This is a genomic window from Neptuniibacter sp. (assembly GCF_024231755.1).
In the GTDB taxonomy this organism is placed as follows: Bacteria; Pseudomonadota; Gammaproteobacteria; order Pseudomonadales; family Balneatricaceae; genus Neptuniibacter.
The window spans coordinates 23,407-49,701 of record NZ_JAAEQH010000210.1; the positions used below are offsets into that span (position 1 = coordinate 23,407).

Sequence of the window (26,295 nt, forward strand, 5' to 3'; positions counted from 1 at the left end):
GTCAGGATCTCCTCCTAACAACACAATCTAGGGAGCCAGATTCAATCTCCCTGCTAATCACGATTCTGTATGCGACTACATAAAAGGCCACATGATTATGTGGCCTTTATTTTTGTTGTATAGTTTTCACATTAATAACTGAGTCATTTGAAGCAACCTGTGAGTTTGCTCAAGATCCGCCCTCACCTTCTGCTTATACTCCTGAGATTTCACTGATACAGCCGATTTCTGGCGTAGGACCGTCCAGTCATTAAGATCATTGTTATCCTGAAGTAGTTTTTTAAACGCCTCAGGAAAATCATCCTCCCGTTCAATTTCGGAAATATCCGCATCTCCTTTTAACAGAAATACACTGTCCCCCTCATCACACTGAACTCTGGATTCACTGAAGTTGAAAAGGTGGGCTGCGTAGTCAGGTGAAAAACACACCGGCATGTCTGCAGTTCTTTCTCCTCCAAGAGCCAATTGCAGCTCTCCTTTCTGATGGTTTTTAACCGCAAGAACATAGGCTGGTATTTTCATCTTAAGCACTCCATGTTGCGGGATACTCTTAACGTATAACTCCTTTGGGAGCTGGCTATTTGACGCTGAGAGTTCCTTTGTCTCATCAAAATGAATCAACTCCTCTCTCTCCTGGATTGAGAGGCCTCGTCAAAAAACGAAGATCACTACCATTTTTTGTACAACACAGTGTAAGAAAGATTTTTTAAAGCCGAATGAATATTCAATTAACTATTAGAAACTTTCAGCCTCTGCCGTGATTAGGGAGTTCCCGCACAAACGCTTTGGAAGCAGATGTGACAAGTCCTCCAAAAAATCAAAGAACACTAAATTATTAACAACGAATATTAAGAAAGGATGGATAACATGAAAGGCTTTAATCAAAATTCATGTCACTTTCTGCTTCACAGTAATTAATTTGTTGTCAAAAACAAACCAATTATCACCGTTGTTGCGAAAAAGTAACGGTTTGTTGCATTTTTAACCCTTGAGCTTTTCCCCTAATCCGGCTAATTTTGACGAACCGTCATTTTAAATATCAAAAGCAGAACACAGAAATAGAATATGTGCCCAAAAATTGTTGATGATGCGGTCATTGAAGCCCGCGAAGAAGAGATTATGCAAACAGCCCTTCAGATTATGTCTGAACAGGGTGTTGCAGGTCTTACCATCGACAAGGTGGTTGCTAATCTCCCCTACTCCAAAGGCACTGTATACAACCACTTTACCTGTAAAGAAGATCTGCTGACCGGTCTGTGCAACCGTAGTGTTAAAGCTCTGACGGAGTTGTTTAAGCGCGCTGTAACTTTTGAAGGTAACAGCCGTGAAAGGATGTTTGCTGTGGGTTTTGCCTACATGTTGCACTCACAGTTAAACCCAACTGAGTTTATGTTGGTGATCTCCGCAAAAACCCCTTCAGTGCGTGAGAAATCAACTGAAAAGCGCCAGGAAGAACATACAGCCCTGGAAAGTGAGTTGCTAGGAAGCATCCTGCAGATCATCTCTTCCGGGCTCTCTTCTGGTGATTTAAACCTGCAACCTCACCTTAGCCCAGCTCAAGTTGCTTTCTCGCTATGGGCTATGAGCTTTGGAACCATCGCTCTCCTACATGAAACGCTTGATCGTTGCAGTGTACGTACTGAGATGATGCTGGAAAGAGAACTTACCAATCACAGCAACCTTGTGCTTGATGGTCTGGACTGGAAACCCTATACCAAAGATTACGACTGGGCGGAAACGGTAGAGAGATTAAAAGCAGGCATTTTCAAAACGGAATTCGAACAACTTCAGGAACAGCTAAGCCTGACCTGAGTTAGAGAAAGAGATTTAGAAGAAACGGCATGGCCGTTTTTTTAATAAAAGTTTAGTGACGATTCGTCACTATTAAGTAACCTTAAGTTGGCATAAGACCAACCTAACACCCCATAGGGGCCCCTGGAGTAGGAAAATGAGAGATCGCCTTTTCCGATTTGTGCTAGATCATCCAGTATGGGTGATTCTGCTCTCTGTGCTGTTGGTATTTGGTGCTGCATCCGGCGCTAAAAACCTGGTTTTCAAGAGTGATTATCGAGTGTTCTTTGGTGAGGAAAACCCTCAGCTGACAGCATTCGAATCGATGCAAAAAATCTACAGTAAGAGTGACAACGTCGCTTTTATCATCTCCCCGGATGATGGTGAGGTATTTAAGCCAAGTACTTTGGCGGCAATCTATGAGCTGACCAATGAATCCTGGCAGGTGCCCTACTCTACCCGTGTAGATTCCGTTACAAACTTCCAGCATACCTGGTCTGAAGAAGATGACATGATCGTTGAAGATCTGGTCTTAGACCCGGAAGCAATCAGCGAAGCAGATATGCCTCGCCTGAAGGAGATCGCAGTTAATGAACCACTGATGCTGCATAAGCTGATTTCCGAAAAAGGCCACGTTACCGTTGTAAACGTAACGGTTCAGCTACCGGGCGAAAACCCTGTAGTGGAAGTGCCAGAGGTTGTATCCAAAGTTCGTGAGATGCGCGACAACTTTGTTGCTGCAAACCCTGATCTGAAAGTTCATCTCTCCGGTATGGTTATGATGAACAACAGCTTTGCCGAATCATCCCTAAACGACAATGCAACACTGGTTCCAATCATGTTTGGTGTTGTTATTCTAGGTATGATCCTGCTGCTACGTACTTTCAGCGGTACCTTTGCCACTGTAATTATTATCGGTTTCTCTATTGCCGGTACTATGGGCCTGGCAGGCTGGGCAGGATTATTCCTTACCGGACCATCAGCAAGTACGCCGATCATGGTACTGACGCTGGCGGTTGCCGACTGTGTTCATATCATGACAACGATGTTCTATGAGATGCGCCATGGCGTGGAAAAACGTAAAGCGATTGAAGACAGCTTGAAGATCAACTTCCAGCCGATCTTCCTGACCAGCGCGACTACTGCTATCGGCTTCCTGAGTCTGAACTTCTCCGATTCACCACCATTCCACGATCTGGGTAACATGGTTGCAGTAGGTGTGATGTTAGCCTTTGTCTTCTCTGTCACTGTATTCCCGGCAATGTTGAGATTACTACCGGTGAAAGTCGCTCAGATCGAAGAAGGCGAAAGCGATACCATGCACAAGTTGGCTGACTTCGTAGTGAGCAAACGTCGTGTACTGTTCCCGACTATGGCTGTGATTATGGCTGCCATCGTTCTTCTGGTGCCAATGAACAAACTGAACGATGACTTCGTTAAGTACTTCGATGAGACCGTTCCATTCCGTCAGGCCACCGACTATATGCAGGACAACCTGTCAGGTATGTCGACCATGGAGATCTCCATCGACAGTGGTGAAGCCAGTGGTATTAACGCACCTAAATTCCTGAAAACAGTAGGTGATCTGAGTGACTGGTTACGCGCTCAGCCTGAGACAGATCACGTAAACACCCTGAGCGATACGATCAAACGCCTGAACAAGAACATGCACAGTGATGATCCTGCTTACTATAAGCTGCCAACGGATCGTGAACTGTCAGCACAGTATCTGCTGCTGTATGAGATGTCTTTGCCGTATGGTCTGGACCTGAACAACCAGTTGAACGTGGATAAATCCTCAACCCGTGTTGTTGCAACATTCCAGAATCTGACAAGTACACAGCAGATTGAAATTGAAAGCCGTATCTACAACTGGTTTGCCGAAAATGCTCCACAGTACGAAGTATCGATCGCCAGTCCAAACCTGATGTTTGCTCATATCGGCCAGCGAAATATCTACAGCATGCTGTTGGGTACAAGTCTTGCACTGATATTGATCTCAATTCTGCTTGGCTTTGCTCTACGCTCGGTTAAATTCGGCTTTATCAGCCTGATTCCTAACCTGGCACCAGCAGCGATGGGCTTTGGTGTGTGGTTCCTGATTGATGGACAGATCGGCCTGGCACTATCTGTCGTGGCTGGTATGACTCTGGGTATAGTGGTGGATGACACCGTTCACTTCCTGAGCAAATACCTGCATGCACGCCGTGACCGCAATAAAGGTACCCATGAGGCAGTACGTTATGCCTTCGGAAGTGTAGGCCGTGCCCTCTGGATCACCACCTTTGTTCTGGTTGCTGGCTTTATGGTACTGGCGCAGTCCTCCTTCAAACTGAATGCAGATATGGGCCTGTTGACCGGCCTGACTATTCTGATTGCCTTGATTGTGGACTTCCTGTTCCTGCCGCCACTGCTGATGAAACTGGATAAAAGTAAAGCCACTGAAACAACTGAAGACACTAATTCCAACGACAGCGATACACACTCAAAAGACCGTGAAACATCTGCTACAACCGCTGACGGTAAAACTACTGAAGGAGACAATAATGACTCTGTTAACCAACCCGCTTAAATCGTTCCTGATCGCAGGTCTGATCGCAACACCTGCTATTGCTGCAGCCGAAACAGCTGAAGAGAAAGGTCTGCGTATTGCAGAAGAAGCAAAAGCAAGTGATCTGGGCTGGCAGGATATGCAGGCTCAGATGAATATGATTCTGCGTAATAAGCAGGGTCAGGAGAGTGTTCGTGAGATCCGCATGAAGTCTCTGGAAATTGATAATGACGGTGATAAGAGCCTGTCAGTTTTCGATAAACCTCGTGATGTGAAAGGCACAGCATTTTTGAGCTTTTCTCATGCTGTTGGTGCCGATGATCAGTGGCTATACCTACCTGCTCTAAAGCGTGTGAAGCGTATCGCATCACGTAACAAGTCCGGTCCATTTATGGGTTCAGAGTTTGCCTACGAAGACCTGTCATCTTTCGAGGTAGAAAAGTACACCTACAAATTCATCAAAGATGAAGCCTGTGAAGGTGGCACCTGCTACGTAGTTGAACAGTACCCTGTCGATAAAAACTCCGGTTATACCCGTCGTGTTGTATGGCTTGACCAGGCTGAGTATCGCCCGTGGAAGATAGACTTCTATGACCGTAAAAACTCACCATTGAAGACCCTGACTTACCACGAATACAAAGAGTATGAAGGTAAACACTGGCGCCCGGATATGATGAAGATGGTGAACCACCAGACTGGTAAAAGTACCGACCTGACATATGGTTCCTACACTTTCAAAACCGGTTTGACCGATAAAGACTTCAACAAAAACACCCTGAAACGAGCGCGTTAAGATGGGCAAGAAGCTGACACAGGCTATTCTGGCAGCAGGGCTGATTACAGCCCTGCCTGCTCAGGCAGAAACCTATTATGAAATGTCCGGAAAGATCAGTGCCGACCTGCGTTATTTTACCCAAGATGCACAGTTCCCCGGTCAGGACTACGATACCAACCTATCCTTTGCGGCAGAACCCGAGTTCTACTGGGAATGGAACGACGGTCTAGACAGTATCACCGTCACTCCTTTCTTGCGTTTAGACGAGAACGACAGTGAACGTACCCATATGGATATCCGCGAACTAAGCTGGGTTCATGTAGCTGATGATTGGGAATTACGCACAGGCCTACGCAAGGTGTTCTGGGGTGTGACTGAATTTCAGCACCTGGTTGATGTAATCAATCAGACCGATAGCGTTGAAGATTTTGACGGTGAAGACAAACTTGGGCAGCAAATGATCAACCTCTCCCTGGTTCGAGACTGGGGTATTGTTGACCTTTATCTGTTACCCGGTTTTCGTGAACGAACCTTCGCAGGAGAAGAAGGACGTTTGCGTGCAGGTCTGGTAGTTGATACTGATCGTGCCGAATATGAATCTGGGGCTAAAGAAAATCATATCGATACAGCGATCCGCTGGAGCCATACCATTGGTGATTTTGACCTAGGGGCATATTGGTTCCACGGTACCAACCGTGATCCGAAGTTACAGGTACAAAATGACAACGGCAATCTGGTGCTTGTTCCCTACTATGAACAGATGGACCAGATCGGCTTTGATCTACAGGCCACTATCGATAGCTGGCTCTGGAAGTTCGAAACTATCCACCGTGATACCAGCAGCGAAAACTACTGGGCTGCTCAGGCTGGTTTTGAATACACCTTCTATGGCATTAATGAAAGCGCAGCAGATATAGGCGTACTGCTGGAATATGGTTGGGATGAACGTGGTAAAGATGCTGATGCCGCGATCCAGAACGACCTGTTTATGGGAGCACGAATGACCCTGAATGATGCGGAAAGTACTGAGATGCTGGCAGGTATCAGCCATGATCTGGATTACGATAGCCAAAGCCTTATCGTAGAAGCCAGCCGCCGTTATGGTGATAACTGGAAGGTCAGCGTTGATGGTCGATTCTTCAGTGCTGATGATCAGGCCGACCTAAGCTACAACATCAAGCAGGATGATCATCTGCAACTGACCGTTGAACGATACTTCTAATCTTATTTAAGAGACGCTCTTTGAGGTCACTACATATAGGGCCCGAACTTTAAGGTGACGGAGTGGCTACTGGGTTATCCAGTTGCTGCTCCAACTCATCAAGGGCGAGAAGTCTTTCCTGAAGTCGCTGATACTGGGCTGGATCCCATATGATTTGTCGATTGGTCCGATCAAGTTCATAACGGGCCCCGAGCAAAAAATCCATACCCAATAGCCCATGATTACCGATTGGGGTATTTTGATAATCGATCACAGCAGAACGTACATTATTGTATTTGTAGGGACCGATTTCGACCTTGGAAAAGGTCGTTTGCTTGATCTCAACAGCTCTGCCATCCGCAACTCTGGCATAACCACCTGAACTAAGCTGTGCTCCTAAAGACTTAATTGCATCTGCATGAATGACAGTCGATGAAGCCCCCGTATCGAGAATTAAATTAAGATTCGCCATACGAGCACCATAAACAACTTTTACCGGCACAGTGATGCGGTTATATTTCAGCTCGACTGGCGTTATAAACCTTCTCATCTGGTCCTGTAAAGACCTTCTCTGGTGGGTAAGTTTGAGCTTAAGCTGTTTAAGATCCCGCTCCTTTTTCAGTGATTCAAGGTCTTCAGGATCGAGTAGTTCAGCCTGTTCCTTTCTCGTTTGCAGCTGATCACGGTATTTAGCTGGCACTTTGGACAAGCGATCCACAAATACTTTTTTGCCTCGATCATCAACATACTCGTAAATCCTGGCTTCCGCAGGGGTTGGAAAGAGTATGACTCCAGAAAGAATGAGACTAACAAATAAAGGTTTGTGCATAGCTAGCAATCCAAGTTAAATCCATTTTAGTTTAGAAAGCTGATTATTTTTTAGCACTCGCATTGGCGCCACTTGCTACCGGTTCTATATCTTTTGCCGATGCATTTTCAATCAACTGAATATCGCGGCCTTCCAGATTTTCAGCATTCTTTACTTCCTCTTCCACAGCCTTTTGTTTCTCAATCAACTGCTCGATCTCATCTAGCTCTGTCTGCAGGGAAGCATAATGTTCTGGTTCAAAAATCAATTTATTAGCTCCGGCATCTTCCTTGAAACGAATGCCTGACACGATTGGTTTTCCTAACACGCCATCAACCCCACCTGGGATCAATGAATCTTCTACCAGATAGAAATTTCTGAGGTCATAAGAGTACGGCCCAAACTCGACCTTAGTGATATTCAGAGGGCGAGTTCTCACGACCTGATCAGATAGTTGCAAATGATTTAATTTGCCCGGTTTAGCACTGAAAAGAGAAGCTTGGCTTTCCCTTAACAGCAAAGCCGGATAACCCACATCCAATAGAAGATTGAGCGTTCTGAGTATAGTACCATCGCGGAATTTTACCTGAACTACAGGCTTGCCTTGAATCTTACGCAGCGGGGCTTCATAGATAGCCATTGCATCAAGAACATCACGCTTGGTTTGGCGCTGCTCGATAGATACATTATTAATACTTTGCAACAGGTTCTTTTTAGCCTGTTCGTGAGGCGATAAGCTGAAATCAGTCTTGTTTTGGTTCTTTAACTGATCCCAGTACTTGTGTGGAACTCTGGAGAGGCTATCGACAAAGATTTTTTTTCCAGAGTCATCTACATAATGGTAGATTTCTGCGTGAGAACTTAAACTCAGTGAGCTGATTAATGCTGCGAGCAGAATGCTTTTTTTCATAATCGATACTCTGGCTCATCCTTGGGTATTTAGATTGTGACCAAGTTTAAGTGTAGATCCTAAATCAGGACTCTTCATCAAGAGAAGAAACCGCTTAGCCCATTCAACATAAATAGTACAACCACAGCCATAAACACTAGCGCTAAGCGTAATACCATACAACGGGTACAAGTTTTTTTCTTCGGCATATCAACCGCCTGCCAGTTTTACAGTAAAGCCCTCTTTCTCAAGAACGGCTTTCAGTTTTTCCCGGTGATCACCTTGGATTTCAACAATACCTTCTTTAAGTGCTCCGCCGGTGCCACAGGTTTTCTTCAGTTTCTTAGCCAACACCTTCAATTCTTTCTCAGGCAAAGGAATCCCGCTAATCGTGGTAACACCTTTACCCTTGCGCCCTGAGGTTTCACGGCGAATTCTTACTACACCATCGAGAGAATCAAGACGTTGCTGATCACTTAGCTCATCACAAACACAAGCATCAACTGCTTCACCACAGCCTGGGCAAAGCTGCCCTTTTTCCGTTGAATAAACCAGACCGCTTAATTGATCTTTTAAAGAAGCCACGAATACAACCCTAATCTAAATTGGCAAAAGGCTATTATAGAGTAGTTCGGGCTGCTGATGGGAACTAGCTTAAACCACCAATCTGACGCGCAAGATACGCAGCATAGTTATCCGTCATACCGCTAATAAAATCTAAGGCACGCATATAAGCTTTATAGAGGGGCAATTCGGGTCTTGGAGCATGGATACCCATTAGGCTGATAATCCTTTCGCTACGGTAACTTAACCCTTCCCCTTTCAGGTGATGGTTATCATATACTGCATGGCAGAACGCCTCTAATAGCACACCCAAAGTGGTGTAGGCCCCGACTTCCAACTCAGTTTTACGAGTATCGGGAAATACCCTTTCACGTGCTAACTTTTTCGCCTCACGCAATCCATCACGTACACCTGGATCACCGTCACTTAATAGTTCACCGGAGTACTCTCCTTGCATGATCAGGTGTTGATTATCCATATAGGCTTGAACAGCTGAGCCCACCATATGTTCCATAGCTTTACCACGAAGTGCAGAGATCTTACGACGTGCAGAAGCTTGGGAAGTAAAAATATCATCTTCAAATGAGGTGTCACCACAAAGCTTTAGCAGAATCGGTTTAATCTCTTCAAAGCTAAGAATATTTAGCTCGATAGCATCTTCCAGATCAAGAATGGCATAACAGATATCATCCGCTGCTTCCATCAGGTAGGTAAGTGGGTGGCGACACCAACGATTCTCACCTTTAGGCACTAGCCCAAGCTCACGGCCAAGCTTATTAAGGATCTCCAGCTCAGTCTGGTACGCACTGAACTTGCCTTTCTTTCCGGCAAATTCAGCGCTCCATGGATATTTTAATAACGCCCCAAGTGTTGGATAAGTTAGACGAAGGCCACCATCAAATAGATGGTTTTCAATTCGGGTAACCACTCTGAAACCTTGCGCGTTACCTTCGAAGGTCATCAGATCCAGGCGTTGTTCATCGGTCAGACCTTTCAAAAGTTTGCTGTCAGACTGGCGTTTAAACCAATCACGGATCGCATATTCACCTGCATGCCCAAACGGTGGGTTACCAATATCATGTGCTAGACAAGCTGACTGGACGATCATGCCGATATCGTATGAGGTTGCCCAATCAGGTAGTTGGTCCTGAATCTGTTCACCAACTCGAATTCCCAGGCTTCGCCCCAAACTACCAACCTCAATGGAGTGAGTAAGACGGGTATGGATATGATCATTGAGGGACATGGGGTGAACTTGTGTTTTTCGACCCAAGCGCCGAAAGGCACTGGAAAAGATTATTCGATCCTGATCCTTGTGGAAATGACTACGACCTATCTCATCTTCGGTAACTTCCGCATGTCCATAGCGTTTTGTAGTCAACAAACGTTGCCACTGCATTTCCATTCAGATCACTCCAATAATTTCCTGAATATGAGTATTTTTTAATCGGCAAAAAGCCTAGCTTCTGAAGCAAAAAGTCATTTCAGAAGACAACTATATTTCCTCTGCGAAACTACGGATTTCATCAGCAAGTACTCGGACAGCATTGTGAGTATCTTCATCCATTTTCCCAGCATAGTTAAGACGCATAAAGTTTCGGTATTTGCCCGAAGCAGAGAAGATAACCCCTGGCGCAATACTAACCTGCTTATCTGCAAGCCTTTGATTTAACAGTACTGTATCCATCGCCATCGGTAATTCGACCCAGAGCATATAACCACCTTCAGGAAAACTAATACGTGTACCTTCTGGAAAATAGCTCTCAATCCATTCAATCATAAGATCCCGTGATTGCTGGTACTGCAGACGCATTTTGCGCAGATGACGCTCGTAATAACCATTTGCAATAAATTCAGCGACGGCTTCCTGCTGGATCAGGGGACTACTCACCGTTGAGACAAACTTTTTATGTAATACCCTCTCTGTACATTGCCCAGGAGCTACCCACCCCAAACGTAAACCTGGTGCAATTGTTTTCGAGAATGAAGAGCAGAGCAGAACCCGTCCCTCCTGATCAAAAGCACGGATAGCTTTAGGTCGAGGAGAACGAAAATACAGATCGCCATAGATATCATCTTCTATGATTGGAATATCGTACTGTTGAGCCAGACGTAGCAATCCCTTCCGCCGCTCTTCAGGCATGGTATAACCCAGGGGGTTATTACAGGTTGGTGTAACTTGAATTGCTTGAATCGGCCACTGATCCAAAGCCAACTCCAAAGCTTCCAAACTAATACCCGTCTCAGGATGGGTAGGAATTTCCAGTGCTTTCAAACCAAGTGCTTTAATTGCCTGAGTAGAACCATAAAAACTGGGTGAATCAGTTGCGACAATATCTCCAGGATTAGTCACCGCTCGAAAGCTACACACAAGCGCCTCCTGACAACCAGACGTGATAATGATCTCGTCCGGATGCAAGTTACAACCATAGTCCACTGCCAAACGAGCAATCTGTTTACGTAAATTTGGGGAGCCGCCCATGCCGCAGTAGTTAAGAAAGTTTTCGGTACCATTTCGAGCAGCTTGAGATAATGATTTCAGCAATGGCTTCAAAGTTGATGAGTTTATCTCTGGTAGAGCAGTACCCAATGCGACATGGCCAGGTTCTTTCTCTGCATGCAGTAGGTTATATACCTGTTCCCAATGGGATACTTCGAGAGGACGTTGTGCCGGACGACTTACCTCCGGTAACTGAGGTGCAGCACTTCTTCCCTTCACATAGTAGCCTGATTTTGGCCTTACCTCTGCAAAGCCACCCTCTTCCAGCCGGATATAAGCCTCTTGTACAGTAGAAATACTGACCCCTCTTTCTTTACTCAAAGAACGTATGGAGGGAAGTTTTTTTCCTGGCTGGTAATAGCCCTGATTTATCCTGCTAACTAATTCTTCAACAAGCTGCTCATACAGTTTCATAACAAAAAGCCATCACAGTCACATCAAACAAGTACAGTTTAAGGTTTATTTAACAGCACAGATAGGTAATCAATAAAACTGTACCGCAACAATAACACCAATCTAAATCTGTATTGGTATAGCTAAGCATTTTATCCTGTTCTTATCAAATCCAAAGATTCAGGAGGCTGAAATGTTTATTCAAAGAACATCATTGATATTACTTTTCAGCACAGCCTTAAATGGCTGTGATAGCAGCTATCACGCCTTTGACGGCAACTCTGGATACCGATCGAATATGATCACCCCGGATAACTTCTCTTTGCAGTACACCGGTAATCAATTCGATACGAAGCAGGATGTTGAAACTATGTGGCACCATAGAGCGAGAGAACTTTGTCGTGGCGCTGCTTACCAGGCTGATCATTTGACAGTAACCAAAGTAAAGAATCCTGGATCACTACAATCCGGTGAAACTCTGCCTCAAGCAATTTCACACTACTATCTTAGTGGAGAGGTCCTCTGCCTGGCCCCAAACCTAGCTAGGAAGAGAAAAGAAACAAACACAAATGATGAGAGTGTTGCTGATATAAAATAAAGAATGGCTAGCTAGTCACTTAGCGTACGCCTTGCCTCCAATGATTTTGTAGGCAGGCGTACCTCGAACCAAAACATCTCGCGCAAACTCACCGCCACAACCGGGGCAGATACATGGCTGCTCAGTGTAGTCTTCGTTGATACGCTCCTTAAAGCACTTCACCAATGAGCCTTTGCCGCCCTTTCTGTACTTAAACAGATGGGTCTTGCAGCGACTACAATAAACATCAACGGTTCTCAAAGGCCCCTTCTTATTAGGTTTTGCCATCTTAGTGAACCTTCTCCTTATCCAAGGCTCCAATACGAGTAATCATCATAAGCGGATCGTTTGTAATGCATAAAGGTAAATGGACATTCTTTATCCCCCTTGCACTAATAGCAACCCTGGGGATACCTATCACGGGTAAGGCAAATGAGATAAAGCTAATTCCACCAGCACTACAACATCAACTGCAATTGGTTTTAGATAACAAAAGTTTAACCTACCAACCAAGAACAAAACATCTGACAGAATCTGGCGGACCGCGCTTTACTAATCGTCTGTTACTTGAGTCCTCTCCCTACTTGCAACAGCATGCCCATAACCCGGTTAATTGGTATAGCTGGTCTAAAGAGGCGCTAGATAAAGCAAAACAGAAAAATAAGCCTATTTTTCTGTCTATTGGCTACTCAACCTGCCACTGGTGCCATGTAATGGAGGAAGAGAGTTTTGAGGATCTGGAGATAGCAGCATTTCTTAATGAGCACTTCATCAGCATTAAAGTAGACCGTGAGCAGCTCCCCGATATCGATGAAACATATATGCTTGCAGCAGCCATGATCAGCGGTCAAACCGGTTGGCCCTTAAATGCATTCAATACCCCTGAAGCAGAGCCATTTTTTGCTGGGACTTACTTTCCTCCCAAACAGTTTCTTCAACTACTACAACGAATTAAAAAACTTTGGCACGAAGAACAGACTGAAATCAGGGTTGATGCATCTAATACACTTTCTGCAATAAAAAGAATCAGTTCTACAAATAAAAGCGAGAGCAATAGTGTTAGTTATGAAACTCTCGCAGCGGCCACTGAACAATGGTTGGAATTGGCTGATGAGTTGCAAGGAGGCTTTGGTACCGCACCTAAATTTCCCAATGAGCCAGCCCTATTCCTGCTGTTCGACCAAGCCATCCGAACTCAGGATCAAGCTCTGTTAGAAACCTTAAACCATACCCTTGAAGCGATACATCAAGGGGGAATCTATGATCAAGTTGGGGGAGGATTTCATCGCTATGCAATCGATCCTGAATGGTTAATTCCACACTTTGAAAAGATGCTCTACAACCAAGCACAACTGTCGCGCATTTATCTACAAGCCTATGAGATTAGCGGCAATCCTTTATTTGAACGGACTGCTCAAAACACACTCGAATATGTGTTACGCGAGATGCGTAATAAACAGGGACTTTTCTACTCGGCAACCGACGCTGATAGCGAAGGTGAAGAGGGGCGTTTTTTCCTTTGGAATGAAGCTGAACTGAAAGAGGCCTTATCAGATCAAGAATTCCAACTGGCTTTTGCTCTGTATGGCCTTGAAAATGGCAGCAACTTTGATGGGAAAAACATTCTTTACCTGCCCAACTCCCTTCCGGAAGTTATTGTTTCTCAAGGTTACAAAGTCAATGATTTTTTCAAGCAGCTGAACAGTATTAACCAAAAGTTACTAGCTGCCCGCCAGCTCCGTCCTCACCCACATTTGGATAACAAAGTTATCACGGCATGGAACGGCATGATGATTCGCGCCCTTGCCGAAGCAGGTTCAACTCTAGGGGAGGTCCATTACCTACAAGCTGCAATCAATGCTTCTGATACCCTGTGGCAGCAGCACTTTGGCTCATCAGGTTTACTCAGGGACAGGCTTGATAATATTGATGGCCAGCCGGCCAACTTAGAGGATTATGCCTATTTCGCTGTAGCCAACATCAGTCTGTATGATTCCACAGGAAACCAGGAGTGGTTAAAGCGGGCTCAGATTCTGACAGATGATATGTTAAAACTTTTCTGGGATGAGCAAAATGAAATCATGTACCTCTCCAGAGCGGACACCTTACTGCCAGTTCGTGCAAGAAGTCGCGGTGACAATGCGATTGCCAGCGGCGAATCAATCGCATACGAGGCACTATTACTGTTGGCAAAAAGGCAACCGAATCAACGTTACCTGACCACAGCCCAGAGGATGTTACAGGCTAACAGTGGTAATGTTTCTCGTAACCCGATGCAATATAGCTACTTGCTAAAAGCTTTCGGGCAAAATTCAAGCTATCTAAACAGAGTTCAATACGCTGCGCAGGGGGCCCTAAAAGCTGAGCTAACATCCACCGGCACAGGTTATATTCTGAAGATTCAATTAGCACCCGGCTGGCATATTAATGCCGAAAAACCGGGACATAAAAAGCTTATTGGAAGTAGTGTAAGCGCAGAATGGGTAGAGAAGGTAAGTTACCCTAAAGCGGAAAGCTTAGCGCTCTCTTTCGCTTCTCAGGATATCAACCTCTTTACTGGCGAGTTTGATATCCACATCCAAGCTAAACAGAGTAAAAAGGTGCTTGATGAGCTACTTAGCTTTACCTTTCAGGCCTGTAGCGACACACAGTGCCTAGCACCGGAAACTCTTAAGTTCTCAGCGGCAATACAGTGAAAGAATTCGGGGAACAGATTCTAAATCTGCCCCCCGATACAGGATCAAGTTTTAAACTGGTTAACAAGTGCGTTAAGCCTCTGCTCCAGCTGTGCCATCTCTGTTGTTGTAGAGGCTAACTGGTCCGCATTACCACTGGCCCTCTCAGAGATATCTGCAATATGTTGCACACTGCGACTCAGCTCATCGGCCACAGAAGTTTGCTCCTCTGCAGCTGTTGCAATTTGTGTACTCATGCCACTGATTTCACTCACGGACGAAGTGATAATATTCAACTGCTCACCCGTGTTCCCTGCTTTTTCAACAGTTTGATCAGTCTGCTCACGGCTACGCTCCATCTCTTGTACCGCCTGACGAGCACCTGTCTGCAGCTTCTCAATCATAGTCTGAATCTCATCAGTACTCTGCTGAGTACGATTCGCCAGTGTACGCACCTCATCCGCAACTACTGAGAAACCACGGCCCTGCTCACCTGCTCGGGCAGCCTCAATCGCAGCATTCAAAGCCAGTAGGTTAGTCTGATCTGCAATCTCCTTGATAACATTAACGACAGTACCAATATGCTCAGAGTCTTTATCCAGCTGAGCAATTACATCAGACGCGGTATTTACACCCGCTTGTAACGATTGAATAGAACCAATTGTCTCGTTTACTACATTCTGCCCACCTATAGCAGCTTCATCTGCAGACTGGGCAGAGTGCGAGGCATTGGTAGCATTTGTCGAGACTTCCTGAACTGCTGCAGCCATTTCATGAATAGCAGCCGCAACCTGTTCAGTTTCACGCCGCTGTTCATCAACTTCTAAACGAGTGTTGTCAACAACACCTGTCATTCTGTTGGTTGCGCTGGAGAGATCCTCGATTGCACTTTTAACTTCAACTATGAGGCTCTGTATTTTGGCAGCGAAAGCATTAAAGCCCTTAGCTAACTCGCCTACTTCACCTTTGGCATTAGTATCCAGTCGTTTACTCAGATCACCTTCACCCTCACCAATATCCCTTAACGCTGCGGCAGCAGCTGCTAGTGGATTGGCAATGCCATTAGCAAACATGGCTGCCAGTAGGCCGAAGACAAGTACAAATCCACCACCTACCAGGATAATGAACATCATGGTATTTGTGGTTTCTTCATCAAGAGCCTGATTTGCTTCGGCTATCTGGTCATCGATGTCATCGATATAGAAGCCTGTACCCACCATCCACTGCCACTTTTCGATGCTTCGGGCAAAGCTTAACTTATCAACATCCATCTTCTTCGAAGGTTTAGCCCAGATGTACTTGACATACCCTCCCCCATTTTTCGCAGCATCAATCAGATCCTTAACGATAAGAACGCCATTTTTATCCTTTAAATCGATAAGGTTTTTGCCTTTTAACTGGGGTTTTGGCCGAGTCGCCATATTCACACCATCAAAGGTGTAAACGAAAATATAGCCGTCACCTTTTTTGCCGTAGGTTAGGGCTGTCAGCACTTCTAGGGCTTGATCCTGAGCTTCTTGCGAGTCAAGAGTCGTATCATCAGCAATATGCTGTACTGATGAAATAGCCAAGTCGACATAGCTCTTCAAGGCTTCCTGCTTACTCGCCATGAGTTCCGTTCGCAGCTGATCTATTTTCTTCTCCCCCATATCTCGTAGTTGCATGTTAGTTATCAACAAAACAACACCGAGTACGGCGATGAGAGGGATAAGTGTTAACAGAAGCACCTTCTGTTTCAGCGACATGTTGCCCATTAATTGCACTCCACTCTTCTTAGATACGCTCTTTGTAATTATTTATTATGAATTAGTACTTTAGAACTAATTATTATCGATTATACAATTCGCAGTTATGATCTGCGACAAGCACTAGGTTGCTTTCAGTTCAATACAGTTCCCATCTGGGTCTTCGATATAAACCGAAAGACCAAACCCTTTTGCTCCATTTCGCTGCTCAACCTTACCGTACGGAACCCCAACACTTTCCAGATAAGGTAAGAGAACGTCTGGTTCAAAAGGCTTTATACGCAGGCAGAAGTGATCCAAATTATTATCACCGGGCTTGTAATCCCCAGGTTTCAAATCAATCAGGGAATCTCCCGCCTTCAATTGATATAACTCGGGTTGAGTGACTTTTCTGATTAACTCACAACCAAGCACATCCACGTAGAACTTCAGACTGCGTTCAATATCCTGAGTAACAAGCACAATATGATCTAACGTCTCAATCTCAAATCGCATATTGCCTCTGATGGGAGTATCTATGTGATTGTCTGCCCAGATAAATCTAAAATCCCAAATGCTCCGATTTCAACTTGAAACATAAGCACTTACTACCACTATAGAACGAATTAAAAATTAGTCCAAAAGCATTGCACGTCAATATGTTAGTAATCTGTTGTGAAGGGGATGGTAAATACAGCTCAAGGAGAAGGCTTAGTTGCATACAAAGATTATTTAATAAATATAGTTGCAACTACTGTTCTATAGGCAATTAAGTTTCAATCACTGACGCCAAACACTGCCATAGATAAACTCTTACATCCCTGCCTGTTTGGGAACAGTATCTTCGAGAGTAAGGTAACACTAGAAAGGATATACGATATCAATCTCAGTTCGAGGGAGGCATAGTAGAACCATTCACGGGTTAACCTTAGGTAAATCTTCCCCCTCTCGAGACAAAAATAGTTTCAAGACCTCCTCCTAAATCCAACTTTAGTACGTAGAACCACTAAGTAACTTCCCGTACTAAAAAACGATTTTCCTATCATTTTGCTCAAGTATTATCTGGTCAAATTTAAAAAGAATAAAAAATGATCAAAAGGACTAGGCCAAAATGATTGTTAACAAGATGTCTGTCACTCACAAGTTGGCAACAATAATTCTGATGCTCCTGAGCCTGGGTGTATCAATGAAAGCCTATGACCTTTGGGAATATCGCCAAGGACTCTCACTCGAAAGGCAACGGCAATCAGACAATGTGGTCGCTGTGGCTCACTCAATAATGCAAGGCTATTACAACAAGTATAAGGCCGGCTATATCTCATCGCTTGAAGCACAAGAGCGATCTTTAGATACTCTCAGAGAGATGCGCTATGACGGCAACAATTACGTCTGGGTAAATGATCTTGATGCCCGAATGATCATGCATCCAATCAAGCCCGAACTCGATAACAAAGACCTCTCCGGTTTTAAGGATAGCAATGGCAAGCAACTGTTCTTAGATATTGCTACCAGTGCTCGACAAAACCAATCTGGATACCAAACCTACCATTGGCCAAAACCAGGAGAATCTACTCCTCTGGAAAAACTTTCTTCATTTAAACTGTTTGAGCCCTGGGGCTGGGTTATTGGTACGGGAATTTACGTTGACGATATTGAAGCTTTATTTTACGAAAAGATTTCAGAATCAGGCTTATTCTTAGCTATTTGCATTCCAATTGTGATTTGGTTTGCGATGCTGATTGTACGTTCCATCACTGCTCCTTTGGCACATATGGGTGATGTGATGAAAAAAGTAGCTGCCGGAAACCTGGTCGCCAGAATAGAAGTCAAAGGCAGTGATGAGCTTGGAGAGGTAAGCAAAGAGATAAACCGAACCTTAGATGTACAATTGGAGTTGATTCAGAAACTGAAGCATTCCAGTGAGCATATTCTGACGTCTGCAGAGATCATGGCTACAACAACAGAGCAAACATCAACAGGTGTGAGACAGCAACATGGTGAAACGCAAATGTTGGCTGCCGCCATGCAAGAGATGTCCGCGACAGCACAAGATGTAGCACAAAATGCGCAACAAACTGCAGATATAACTATTAAGGCAGAGAGCACAGCTCGTTTGGGTGATGAAATTGTTCAAAATACAATTGATGCGATCAATGGATTGGCACATCAGGTTCAATCACAAGCGAGCGTTATCACTCAGCTTGAAGAAGATACCCTTCAAGTGGAAAGCTTCCTTAGTATCATCCGTGATATTTCTGATCAAACCAACCTACTTGCTTTAAATGCGGCTATCGAAGCAGCAAGAGCCGGCGAACAAGGTAGAGGGTTTGCGGTCGTCGCAGATGAGGTACGAGTCCTAGCAAAACGTACATCTGAATCAACAGACCAGATTCATAAGTTGAATGATCGACTTAAAAAGGCCTGCCAAGGCGCAGTTGGTATGATGAACGAAAGCCACAGCGAAGCACAGAGCTGTGTAGAACGCGCTGCAGCTGCAGGACAACATCTTAATGACATAGTGTTAAACGTGCAGCAGATCATGGAAATGAACACTGTTGTCGCTTCTGTGGTGCAGCAGCAAAGCCAGGTAGCTGAAGAGATGAGCAGTAATCTGAGCAACATATCCACAATAGCAGAACAAACTCAGGGAGGAGCGGTTCAAACTGCTGAAAGCAGTGAGAAACTTGCAGCTCTGGCAAGGGACTTGAAAGGCCAGGTACAACAGTTTCAGATCTAAAATAAAAAAAGCGCTCTTAGTTAGAGCGCTTTTTCCAATCTTCATCCTAAGCAGGAATAGACATCAAATAACCTCTACTCCGAGCGGTTATTTTTCGATAGTCATTGGTCGTCAACAATAATTAAGTGCAAAACTTCAGGGCCATGCGCCCCTTGCACCAGAACGCCTTCAATATCGGTTGTACCGCTGGCACCTGAAATCAGGCACATATTCCTGGGAGTTGTACCTTGAGCGGCTATTTCATTGGCTATTGCCGCATAGTCATCCATGTAATGCAGAATTTTGGATCTCGGCACCACCGCAAGCAAATACAGCGGTAAGAAATTTAAGAGTACCGGCATACTTTCGCTGGAATGAACCACAAAAGAGCCCGTTTCAGCTACACCGTACTCAGCAAAACATAATCCAACCGTATTGTCGTTGTGAATATCAACATCGGTATTGATATCTGCCCACTCAAGCGATTGCAGAGAAGGCTTGTCCTGAACTTTTAATTCAGCGGGCAGATCATACTTGCCCAGAAAACCTTTTACCGTTTCAGGCAACTGATCCAAAGAAGGTATACATTCACAACTGGTCCCTATAACCAACCCTTTCTCGACACGACGCACCAATGCTTCAGCCGCATCTTCGGCCAGAAGCTCTGGTCGCGCATTTGTACTCTCAGTCAAAATAGCCGCAGCTTCTGCTTGAATAGTGCTCAGATCAGCTTCTGCTGTAGGTGCTGCACGCAAAATTGCATCAAAGATTTTATCGCGACTGGTCGTTTGCTCATTTTTATCAATCATCTTTGCGGCCTCACTTCTGAGCTTTCTTCATTTTTTTATATTGCTGCATAAAGGTTTGTGTCCCCGGTTCTATAAGATCACGGTTACGGGTCCAACCACTGGTCATCGGCATAGAACGAATCCAGCCCTTTTTGCTAAACAACCTCATAAAGATCACTCCACAACTGCTGAACAGCTGGAACAGTGCCGGGCGCTTAGCGATGAAAGCAAACCCTTTTAAAAAGAAACGATTGGTAAGCGGCTCATACTTCTTCTCCCACGATTTCGCTCGTAAGGACCTTAATAATTTAGGCAGAGGAATTTTTACCGGGCAAACTTCTTCGCAACGACCATTTAACGTACAGGCGTGAGTTTGTTTGTTTGCTACCTTAAGACTGTTCAGATGAGGCGTTAATACCGATCCCATCGGGCCTGGATAAACAGAACCATAAGCATGTCCACCAATATGTTTATAGACAACACAGTGGTTCATACAGGCGCCGCAGCGGATGCAACGCAACATCTCTTCCATACCCTCAGAGAGCATTTTTGTGCGGCCGTTATCGACTAGCACAATATGGTACTCTTCTGGCCCATCCACATCACCCTGACGTTTCGGGCCATTATGAAAGGTGATGTACTGGGTAATCTCACCACCAGTTGCTGAACGGGTCAGCAGACGCAGCAAAGGAACCGCATGTGCCATCGACGGTACAAGCTTCTCAATACCAGCAGTCACAATATGCACTTTCGGCGGGGTTGTCGTGAGTTCAGCATTACCTTCATTGGTAACCGTACAGGTTGATCCACTGTCTGCCAGCAGGAAATTCGAACCACTGATACCAATATCCGCTGTCAGAAACTTGGTACGCAAATCACGGCGAGCACTTCTTACCAGCTCAATAATTTCCTCTGAGTAAGTTGGGTCTTTATGATTTTCGCGGAACAGTTTAATGACATCCTCGCGACTGCGATGCATAGCCGGCCAGACGATATGGGAAGGAGGGTCGCCGGCTAACTGGATAATATGTTCCGCGAGATCGGTTTCAACACGATCAATATCCGCATTATCTAACGCATGGGATAACCCGATCTCTTCGCCCAGCATAGACTTACTGCGTGTTATACGTTTAGCTTCATGCTTGCGGCAAATCTCAAGCACTTTGCGTGAGGCTTCTTCCGCATCACTCGCCCAGTGAATGATAGCTCCTTGAGCTTTGGCATTTTTTTCAAACTCGGCAAGGTAATGCGCCATATACTTGATGGTATGGTCTTTAACCTTTTGCCCTTGTATACGTGCGTTCTCGAACTCAGGAAAGTTTGCAATTGCTTCAGCACGCTTAGCCTCAGCCTTATCGGTAGTACGACGTATAACGGCCTTTAAATTAGGTTGTGACAGTGCTTCACTGACATTCTGTTCGAAGTTTTCTGGCTTATTTGCGTGCATGACCATCTCCCAGAATCTCGGTTGCCATATCGGCCAAAACTTCAGCCGTATGTAAGGCTTTGATCTCTGAATGACCTTCCCGATTGAGTTTTCCAGCCATATTCATCAAACAACCCATATCTCCACCCAGTAGGTAATCCACTTTAGTGTCGAGAACATTTTCGATTTTCTCTTCCACAATAGCATCGGAGATATCAGAGTATTTGACGCAGAACGTCCCACCAAAACCACAACATTCTGAATGGCCATGAAGGGGATTATGCTCTAAGCCGGAAACTTCAGAGAGCATTTTCCGCGGCTGCTCATAGACACCCAAAGAACGATAGCCAGAACAGCTATCGTGGTAAGTATATGTACCTTCAAGCTCCACCCCTTGTGGAACAAAATTACAAATATCCACCAGGAAGGAAAGCAATTCATAGGTCTTATCAGCCAGTGCCTGTGCACGCGCCTGCCATTCGCTTTGACCTTCAAAGAGGTCGGCAAAATTTTTAATAATCATGCCCGCACATGAACCCGAGGGGATCACTACATAATCAAATTCTTCGAATTGTTTAATGGTTTCATACGCGATTTGGCGTGTACCTTCGTCGTCACCTGAATTAAAAGCGGGCTGCCCGCAGCACGACTGATGTTCTGGAACTTCAACACTACACCCAGCTTGTTCAAGCAGATCAAGTGCGGCGAATCCAACTGTTGGCCGCATAGTATTCACCAAACAGGTTACAAACAAACCAACCCGTTTATTGGTAATATCGACACTTTCTATAGTTCGCGCTGATACGCTGCCTACATTAACGTAGTTATCTGACATAAGCCTCTACCCTCACCAGCAGATCTTATAAAATGGCTCTGTATTTATTATTAGAAGGTAGCCGTGATGCTGATAAATATGCAGCGCTACTAACCATCTATCCCGTCTGAAGACATTACCCAGAGATTTAGAAGAATATAAGTCAGACACACCAACTGGTCTGACCAAGAATTATCTAGTTCCTATATTGATAAAGCATAGCTGCCAATACCCACTTCGTAATCGTTGTGCTTATTCTGAATCTTCAAGTTGCTTACGAGTGTAATCGATATGCTCGGCTGCAAGCTTTCGGGCAAGTGTGGCCTCACGATTTAAAAGGGCCTGATAAATTTGGGCATGTTGGGCACGGATTCCATCAGGATATCGACCAAATTTTTTGAGAGTACGATCTAGAACACCATAGATAGCATTAAAGAAACGGTTATAAAAAAGCTGGCTGAAAGAGATTACCAAAAGGTTATGGCTGGCCTCTGCGATCATCATATGAAAACGCAGGTCTGCTTTTGCTTTAGCTAGCGTAGTGTTAACACTGCTTCGCTCCTGCATTGCGCGATATTCCTGACCAATTTTTTCTAACTGCTCATCAGTTGCACGCAACGCGGCATAATAGGCGGCCTCCCCTTCCAAAGCCGCACGCATCTCCATAACCTGCACCTGAAATTCAAAATTTTCTCCCAGTCCTTCCGGAGGCATCTCAAAATGGGATTCAAGAAGATTGCGGCATAGAGTTCCACCCCCATGATAGGTTTCCACCAGCCCTTTCAGTTCAAGATCATGGATCGCCTCACGGACGGTTTCACGGGAAAGGGAGTACTCCTGCGAGAGAACCCTTTGCGAGGGCAGTTTCTGCCCGGGGCAAAAATCACCAAAGGTTATCTTCTGCTGTAGTTTGTTACTGAGTTTGCTGCTCAGGTTGCTGTCTTGCTTCGTCATATAAGCCAACACGATTCTTGGTCAGACCAGTTATGAGTTTAGCATTTCTTTTGTCTAGACCCTCAACTATCTTTTCATTATCAAATAGCTATGTGATCCTGGCACATACTTACAATAAGAAACGGCGCCATCTCCTTGTACTGCTCCTAGGTGCCGTCATATAGCGATGACGAAGATGTTGAATCAAACAAACACCCCAAAGGTAGGCCTGTTTGTCACCTGTCTTGCCGATATGTTCCGCCCCAGTGTGGCTTTTGCCACAGTTAAACTACTGGAAATGTCTGGTTGCTCAGTAGAAGTTCCAGATAAACAAACCTGCTGTGGCCAGCCTGCTTACAACTCAGGTGATAAAGAAACAACTAAAGAGATTGCTCGCCAGACAATTGAAGCATTCGACGGCTATGAATATGTTGTCGGGCCATCTGGATCCTGTATAGGCATGCTGCACTATTACGTCGATCTATTTGATGATACTGATCCTTGGAAAGCCCGCGCCGTTGATCTGAAATCCCGTGCCTTTGAGATCACTCAATTTCTGACGGATATAGTCGGCTTTGACCAGATCAACGCAGTGTTCGAAGGCACAATTACCTATCACGATTCCTGCTCAGGCCTGCGCCAGCTAGGCATCAAACAGCAACCACGCAAGCTGCTCTCAAAAGTTGATAATCTGACGCTTAATGAGATGGAAGAAGCTGAAACCTGCTGTGGTTTCGGTGGTACTTTCTGCGTTAAATACCCGGATATTTCCAACCGTATGGTTTCCAACAAAACCCAATATATCAGTGATTCTGAGGCAACCACACTGGTCGGCGGAGATCTTGGTTGTCTGCTAAATATGGCTGGCAAGTTAAAGCGTGAAGGTAAGCAGGTTGAAGCGCGCCACGTCGTTGAGATTCTTGCGGGTATGGCAGATACCCCTGCAATTGGCGAAGCAGATTATGATCTGGCTTCTGAGCTTAAGGCCGGGTAATTGATATGCAGATTAAAAGTCCTGAATTTAAAGAAAATGCCCGTATCGCCCTACACGATGTTGATCTGCAAGAAGCACTAGGTCAGTTCAAACACGGCTTCCCGGTGAACCGCGCCAATGCCATAAAACGCTTACCTGAATTTGAAGATCTGCGTGATGAAGCGCGAGACCTTAAGAACCATATTATTCAGAATCTGGATATTTATCTAGAACGGTTTGAATCAAAGGTCATTGAAAGCGGCGGCCATGTTCACTGGTGCAGCACAGGTGAAGATGCCAATAAAACCATTCTGGATATCTGTAAACAGGTCAATGCAAAAACCATAACTAAAGGGAAATCAATGGTTTCGGAAGAAACCGGTTTGAATGAATACCTTGAAGCTAATGGTGTCCGCCCCGTAGAAACCGACCTGGGTGAATACATCCTTCAACTACGTAATGATCACCCAAGTCACATTATAGCCCCTGCAATTCACCTTAATGTGGATGATGTCTCGGAGACCTTCCACGAACATCATAAGCGCCCGAAAACAGGAGATCCTCAGGCCCTTATGCAAGAGGCCCGTGAAGTACTGCGTAAGGAGTTTGTCAGTGCAGATGTGGGACTCACAGGAGCCAATTTTCTGGTAGCAGAAACTGGCTCCACCATTATTGTTACGAATGAGGGTAACGGCGATCTGACTCAGACCCTGCCGAAAACCCACATTGTTATTACCTCTATCGAGAAAGTGATACCAACCCTAGAAGATATGAGCCTGTTCTTACGCTTGCTGGCACGTTCAGCAACCGGACAGGAGTTCGCGGTATATAACACACTGTCCAGCGGTCCCAAACGCGCTGAAGATCAGGATGGCCCGGAAAACTTCCATGTGGTTCTGGTAGATAACGGTCGCAGTGAGATGGTGGGAACTGAATTTCAGGATATGCTGCGTTGTATCCGTTGCTCATCCTGTATGAACCACTGTCCGGTTTATGGTGCCGTTGGTGGTCACAGCTATGGTTGGGTTTACCCTGGCCCAATGGGCTCGGTTTTAACGCCCAAAATGATCGGCATTGATAAAGCTGCTCATCTGCCTAACGCCTCTACATCCTGCGGTAAGTGTGAGGAGGTCTGTCCGGTACGTATCCCTCTACCGAAGATGATGCGCCATTGGCGTGAAAAAGAGTTCGAAAAACACCTAACACCTAAAGCGGTACGCTATGGTATTGCAAGTTGGGCGTTCTTCGCTAAACGCCCTTCCCTTTATCGCTGGCTAGCACGTGGATCTGCATGGTTTATGATTACGATCGCTGGTAAGAAAGGACGAATTAAGAAATTACCTCTGGCTGGAGGCTGGACCGACTGGCGAGATATGCCTGCCCCACAGGGCAAAACCTTTATGGATCAGTGGAAATCCGGGTCTCATTCATTACAAAAGCAGGCGGAGAAATAAGATGAGCAAAGCAGAGATTCTTGGCAATATCCGCCGTGGCCTTAATCGTGGTGAACCATCACCCGCACAAAAAGCTGCGACCACCCGACGTATGAACGCCCATAAAGCAACCATTATCCCTAAGCGCTCGCAACTGGATCAGGCAGGACAGATTCAACTGTTCCGGGATATGGCCAGTGGTGCAGCAGCCGAGCTGATCGATATTAGTACGATGAATGAGCTACCATCAGCAGTGGCAGAGTGGCTTAATAAGCATGAGTTCAAAACCCTGGTCAGTGCTAGCGATGACAGTCTGAATGAGCTGGACTGGACTCCATTAGGTGATATCCAACGCGAGCAGCGGGTCGCTCAATCCGGTGATGTAGCCAGCCTGACAACATCCATGGCGGGGATCGCGGAAACCGGCACACTGATGCTCTATTCCCGACCAGAGAGCCCGACTACTCTTAATTTCCTTCCAGATTGCCATCTTGTTGTGCTCAAGGAGTCTGACATTGCAGGTAGCTACGAAGATGCCTGGAACCGGCTTAGAGAGCTGAACCCAAATGGAATGCCCCGTACAGTAAATATGATCACCGGCCCATCACGGAGTGCAGATATTGGCCAGAAACTGCAAATGGGAGCCCATGGCCCCTGTGCCTTGATCATATTTATTCTGAAGAATTGTGAAACGATCTTTCACTCAGATGGTTAACTTTGTCTCTTAACTTTGCCACCTCATTCGGGTGGCTTGTTTGTTTCTC

The 26,295-nt window shown here is 45.3% G+C and carries 23 protein-coding genes; 10 read left to right on the forward strand and 13 right to left on the reverse strand.

Annotated features, from left to right (window positions below; translation table 11 throughout):
- Positions 1 to 126: 126 nt before the first annotated feature.
- Positions 127 to 621: a hypothetical protein gene (locus GY843_RS10680; protein WP_297309371.1), complete on the reverse strand. Its 495-nt coding sequence runs from the start codon at positions 619 to 621 to the stop codon at positions 127 to 129.
- A 444-nt stretch (positions 622 to 1,065) separates the two neighbouring features.
- On the opposite strand from GY843_RS10680, the gene GY843_RS10685 reads away from it, so the two are divergent.
- From GY843_RS10685 to GY843_RS10700, 4 genes are all read left to right on the forward strand, one after another.
- Complete coding sequence (locus GY843_RS10685) at positions 1,066 to 1,812, forward strand: TetR/AcrR family transcriptional regulator (RefSeq protein WP_297309372.1); 747 nt, start codon at positions 1,066 to 1,068, stop codon at positions 1,810 to 1,812.
- A gap of 136 nt (positions 1,813 to 1,948) precedes the next feature.
- Positions 1,949 to 4,363 (forward strand): MMPL family transporter, encoded by a 2,415-nt coding sequence (locus GY843_RS10690; protein WP_297309374.1) that lies wholly within the window; start codon positions 1,949 to 1,951, stop codon positions 4,361 to 4,363.
- Positions 4,338 to 5,135 (forward strand): outer membrane lipoprotein-sorting protein, encoded by a 798-nt coding sequence (locus tag GY843_RS10695; RefSeq protein WP_297309375.1) that lies wholly within the window; start codon positions 4,338 to 4,340, stop codon positions 5,133 to 5,135. The genes GY843_RS10690 and GY843_RS10695 overlap by 26 nt, the downstream gene beginning before the upstream one ends.
- 1 nt (position 5,136) lies before the next feature.
- On the forward strand, positions 5,137 to 6,339 hold the full coding sequence (locus GY843_RS10700; RefSeq protein WP_297309377.1) for a hypothetical protein: 1,203 nt from the start codon (positions 5,137 to 5,139) through the stop codon (positions 6,337 to 6,339).
- Positions 6,340 to 6,388: 49 nt separating this feature from the next.
- Here GY843_RS10700 and GY843_RS10705 read toward each other — a convergent pair whose 3' ends face one another.
- From GY843_RS10705 to GY843_RS10725, 5 genes are all read right to left on the reverse strand, one after another.
- Entirely contained in the window at positions 6,389 to 7,147 is a 759-nt protein-coding gene (locus GY843_RS10705) for a retropepsin-like aspartic protease (protein ID WP_297309379.1), read from the reverse strand.
- A gap of 43 nt (positions 7,148 to 7,190) precedes the next feature.
- On the reverse strand, positions 7,191 to 8,036 hold the full coding sequence (locus tag GY843_RS10710; protein ID WP_297309381.1) for a hypothetical protein: 846 nt from the start codon (positions 8,034 to 8,036) through the stop codon (positions 7,191 to 7,193).
- 189 nt (positions 8,037 to 8,225) lie between these two features.
- On the reverse strand, positions 8,226 to 8,600 hold the full coding sequence (locus GY843_RS10715; protein ID WP_297309383.1) for a translation initiation factor Sui1: 375 nt from the start codon (positions 8,598 to 8,600) through the stop codon (positions 8,226 to 8,228).
- 64 nt (positions 8,601 to 8,664) lie between these two features.
- Positions 8,665 to 9,984, reverse strand: coding sequence for a deoxyguanosinetriphosphate triphosphohydrolase (locus GY843_RS10720; RefSeq protein WP_297309385.1), 1,320 nt, complete (start codon positions 9,982 to 9,984; stop codon positions 8,665 to 8,667).
- A gap of 90 nt (positions 9,985 to 10,074) precedes the next feature.
- A complete protein-coding gene (locus tag GY843_RS10725) occupies positions 10,075 to 11,493 on the reverse strand; it encodes a PLP-dependent aminotransferase family protein (RefSeq protein ID WP_297309386.1) in 1,419 nt (472 codons plus the stop codon).
- A 172-nt stretch (positions 11,494 to 11,665) separates the two neighbouring features.
- Here GY843_RS10725 and GY843_RS10730 point away from each other — a divergent pair, with 172 nt between their 5' ends.
- Entirely contained in the window at positions 11,666 to 12,070 is a 405-nt protein-coding gene (locus GY843_RS10730; protein WP_297309388.1) for a hypothetical protein, read from the forward strand.
- A 15-nt stretch (positions 12,071 to 12,085) separates the two neighbouring features.
- Here the strand turns inward: GY843_RS10730 and GY843_RS10735 are convergent, their stop codons facing one another.
- Entirely contained in the window at positions 12,086 to 12,337 is a 252-nt protein-coding gene (locus GY843_RS10735) for a hypothetical protein (RefSeq protein WP_297309390.1), read from the reverse strand.
- 65 nt (positions 12,338 to 12,402) lie between these two features.
- Between GY843_RS10735 and GY843_RS10740 the strand changes: the two genes are divergently transcribed.
- Positions 12,403 to 14,745 carry a thioredoxin domain-containing protein gene (locus GY843_RS10740; protein WP_297309392.1) on the forward strand — a complete coding sequence of 781 codons (2,343 nt, stop codon included), beginning with the start codon at positions 12,403 to 12,405 and terminating at the stop codon, positions 14,743 to 14,745.
- A gap of 44 nt (positions 14,746 to 14,789) precedes the next feature.
- Here the strand turns inward: GY843_RS10740 and GY843_RS10745 are convergent, their stop codons facing one another.
- Together GY843_RS10745 and GY843_RS10750 are read right to left on the reverse strand one after the other, a co-directional pair.
- On the reverse strand, positions 14,790 to 16,478 hold the full coding sequence (locus tag GY843_RS10745) for a methyl-accepting chemotaxis protein (protein WP_297309394.1): 1,689 nt from the start codon (positions 16,476 to 16,478) through the stop codon (positions 14,790 to 14,792).
- A gap of 114 nt (positions 16,479 to 16,592) precedes the next feature.
- Entirely contained in the window at positions 16,593 to 16,964 is a 372-nt protein-coding gene (locus GY843_RS10750; RefSeq protein WP_297309396.1) for a VOC family protein, read from the reverse strand.
- A gap of 595 nt (positions 16,965 to 17,559) precedes the next feature.
- Between GY843_RS10750 and GY843_RS10755 the strand changes: the two genes are divergently transcribed.
- Positions 17,560 to 19,185, forward strand: coding sequence for a methyl-accepting chemotaxis protein (locus tag GY843_RS10755; protein WP_297309398.1), 1,626 nt, complete (start codon positions 17,560 to 17,562; stop codon positions 19,183 to 19,185).
- Positions 19,186 to 19,286: 101 nt separating this feature from the next.
- Here GY843_RS10755 and GY843_RS10760 read toward each other — a convergent pair whose 3' ends face one another.
- From GY843_RS10760 to GY843_RS10775, 4 genes are all read right to left on the reverse strand, one after another.
- A complete protein-coding gene (locus tag GY843_RS10760; protein WP_297309399.1) occupies positions 19,287 to 19,973 on the reverse strand; it encodes an LUD domain-containing protein in 687 nt (228 codons plus the stop codon).
- A gap of 10 nt (positions 19,974 to 19,983) precedes the next feature.
- Positions 19,984 to 21,399: a lactate utilization protein B gene (locus GY843_RS10765; protein WP_297309401.1), complete on the reverse strand. Its 1,416-nt coding sequence runs from the start codon at positions 21,397 to 21,399 to the stop codon at positions 19,984 to 19,986.
- Complete coding sequence (locus GY843_RS10770; protein ID WP_297309402.1) at positions 21,386 to 22,213, reverse strand: (Fe-S)-binding protein; 828 nt, start codon at positions 22,211 to 22,213, stop codon at positions 21,386 to 21,388. Before GY843_RS10770 ends, GY843_RS10765 begins: the two co-directional genes overlap by 14 nt.
- A gap of 231 nt (positions 22,214 to 22,444) precedes the next feature.
- On the reverse strand, positions 22,445 to 23,146 hold the full coding sequence (locus GY843_RS10775; RefSeq protein WP_297309403.1) for a FadR/GntR family transcriptional regulator: 702 nt from the start codon (positions 23,144 to 23,146) through the stop codon (positions 22,445 to 22,447).
- 175 nt (positions 23,147 to 23,321) lie between these two features.
- On the opposite strand from GY843_RS10775, the gene GY843_RS10780 reads away from it, so the two are divergent.
- The 3 genes from GY843_RS10780 to GY843_RS10790 are packed head-to-tail and all read left to right on the forward strand — an operon-like array spanning position 23,322 to position 26,246.
- Positions 23,322 to 24,119, forward strand: a complete 798-nt coding sequence (locus GY843_RS10780) for a (Fe-S)-binding protein (RefSeq protein ID WP_297309404.1) — start codon at positions 23,322 to 23,324, stop codon at positions 24,117 to 24,119.
- Between the two features lie 5 nt (positions 24,120 to 24,124).
- Complete coding sequence (locus GY843_RS10785; protein ID WP_297309406.1) at positions 24,125 to 25,552, forward strand: LutB/LldF family L-lactate oxidation iron-sulfur protein; 1,428 nt, start codon at positions 24,125 to 24,127, stop codon at positions 25,550 to 25,552.
- Between the two features lies 1 nt (position 25,553).
- Positions 25,554 to 26,246, forward strand: a complete 693-nt coding sequence (locus GY843_RS10790; protein WP_297309408.1) for an LUD domain-containing protein — start codon at positions 25,554 to 25,556, stop codon at positions 26,244 to 26,246.
- Positions 26,247 to 26,295 lie beyond the last annotated feature (49 nt).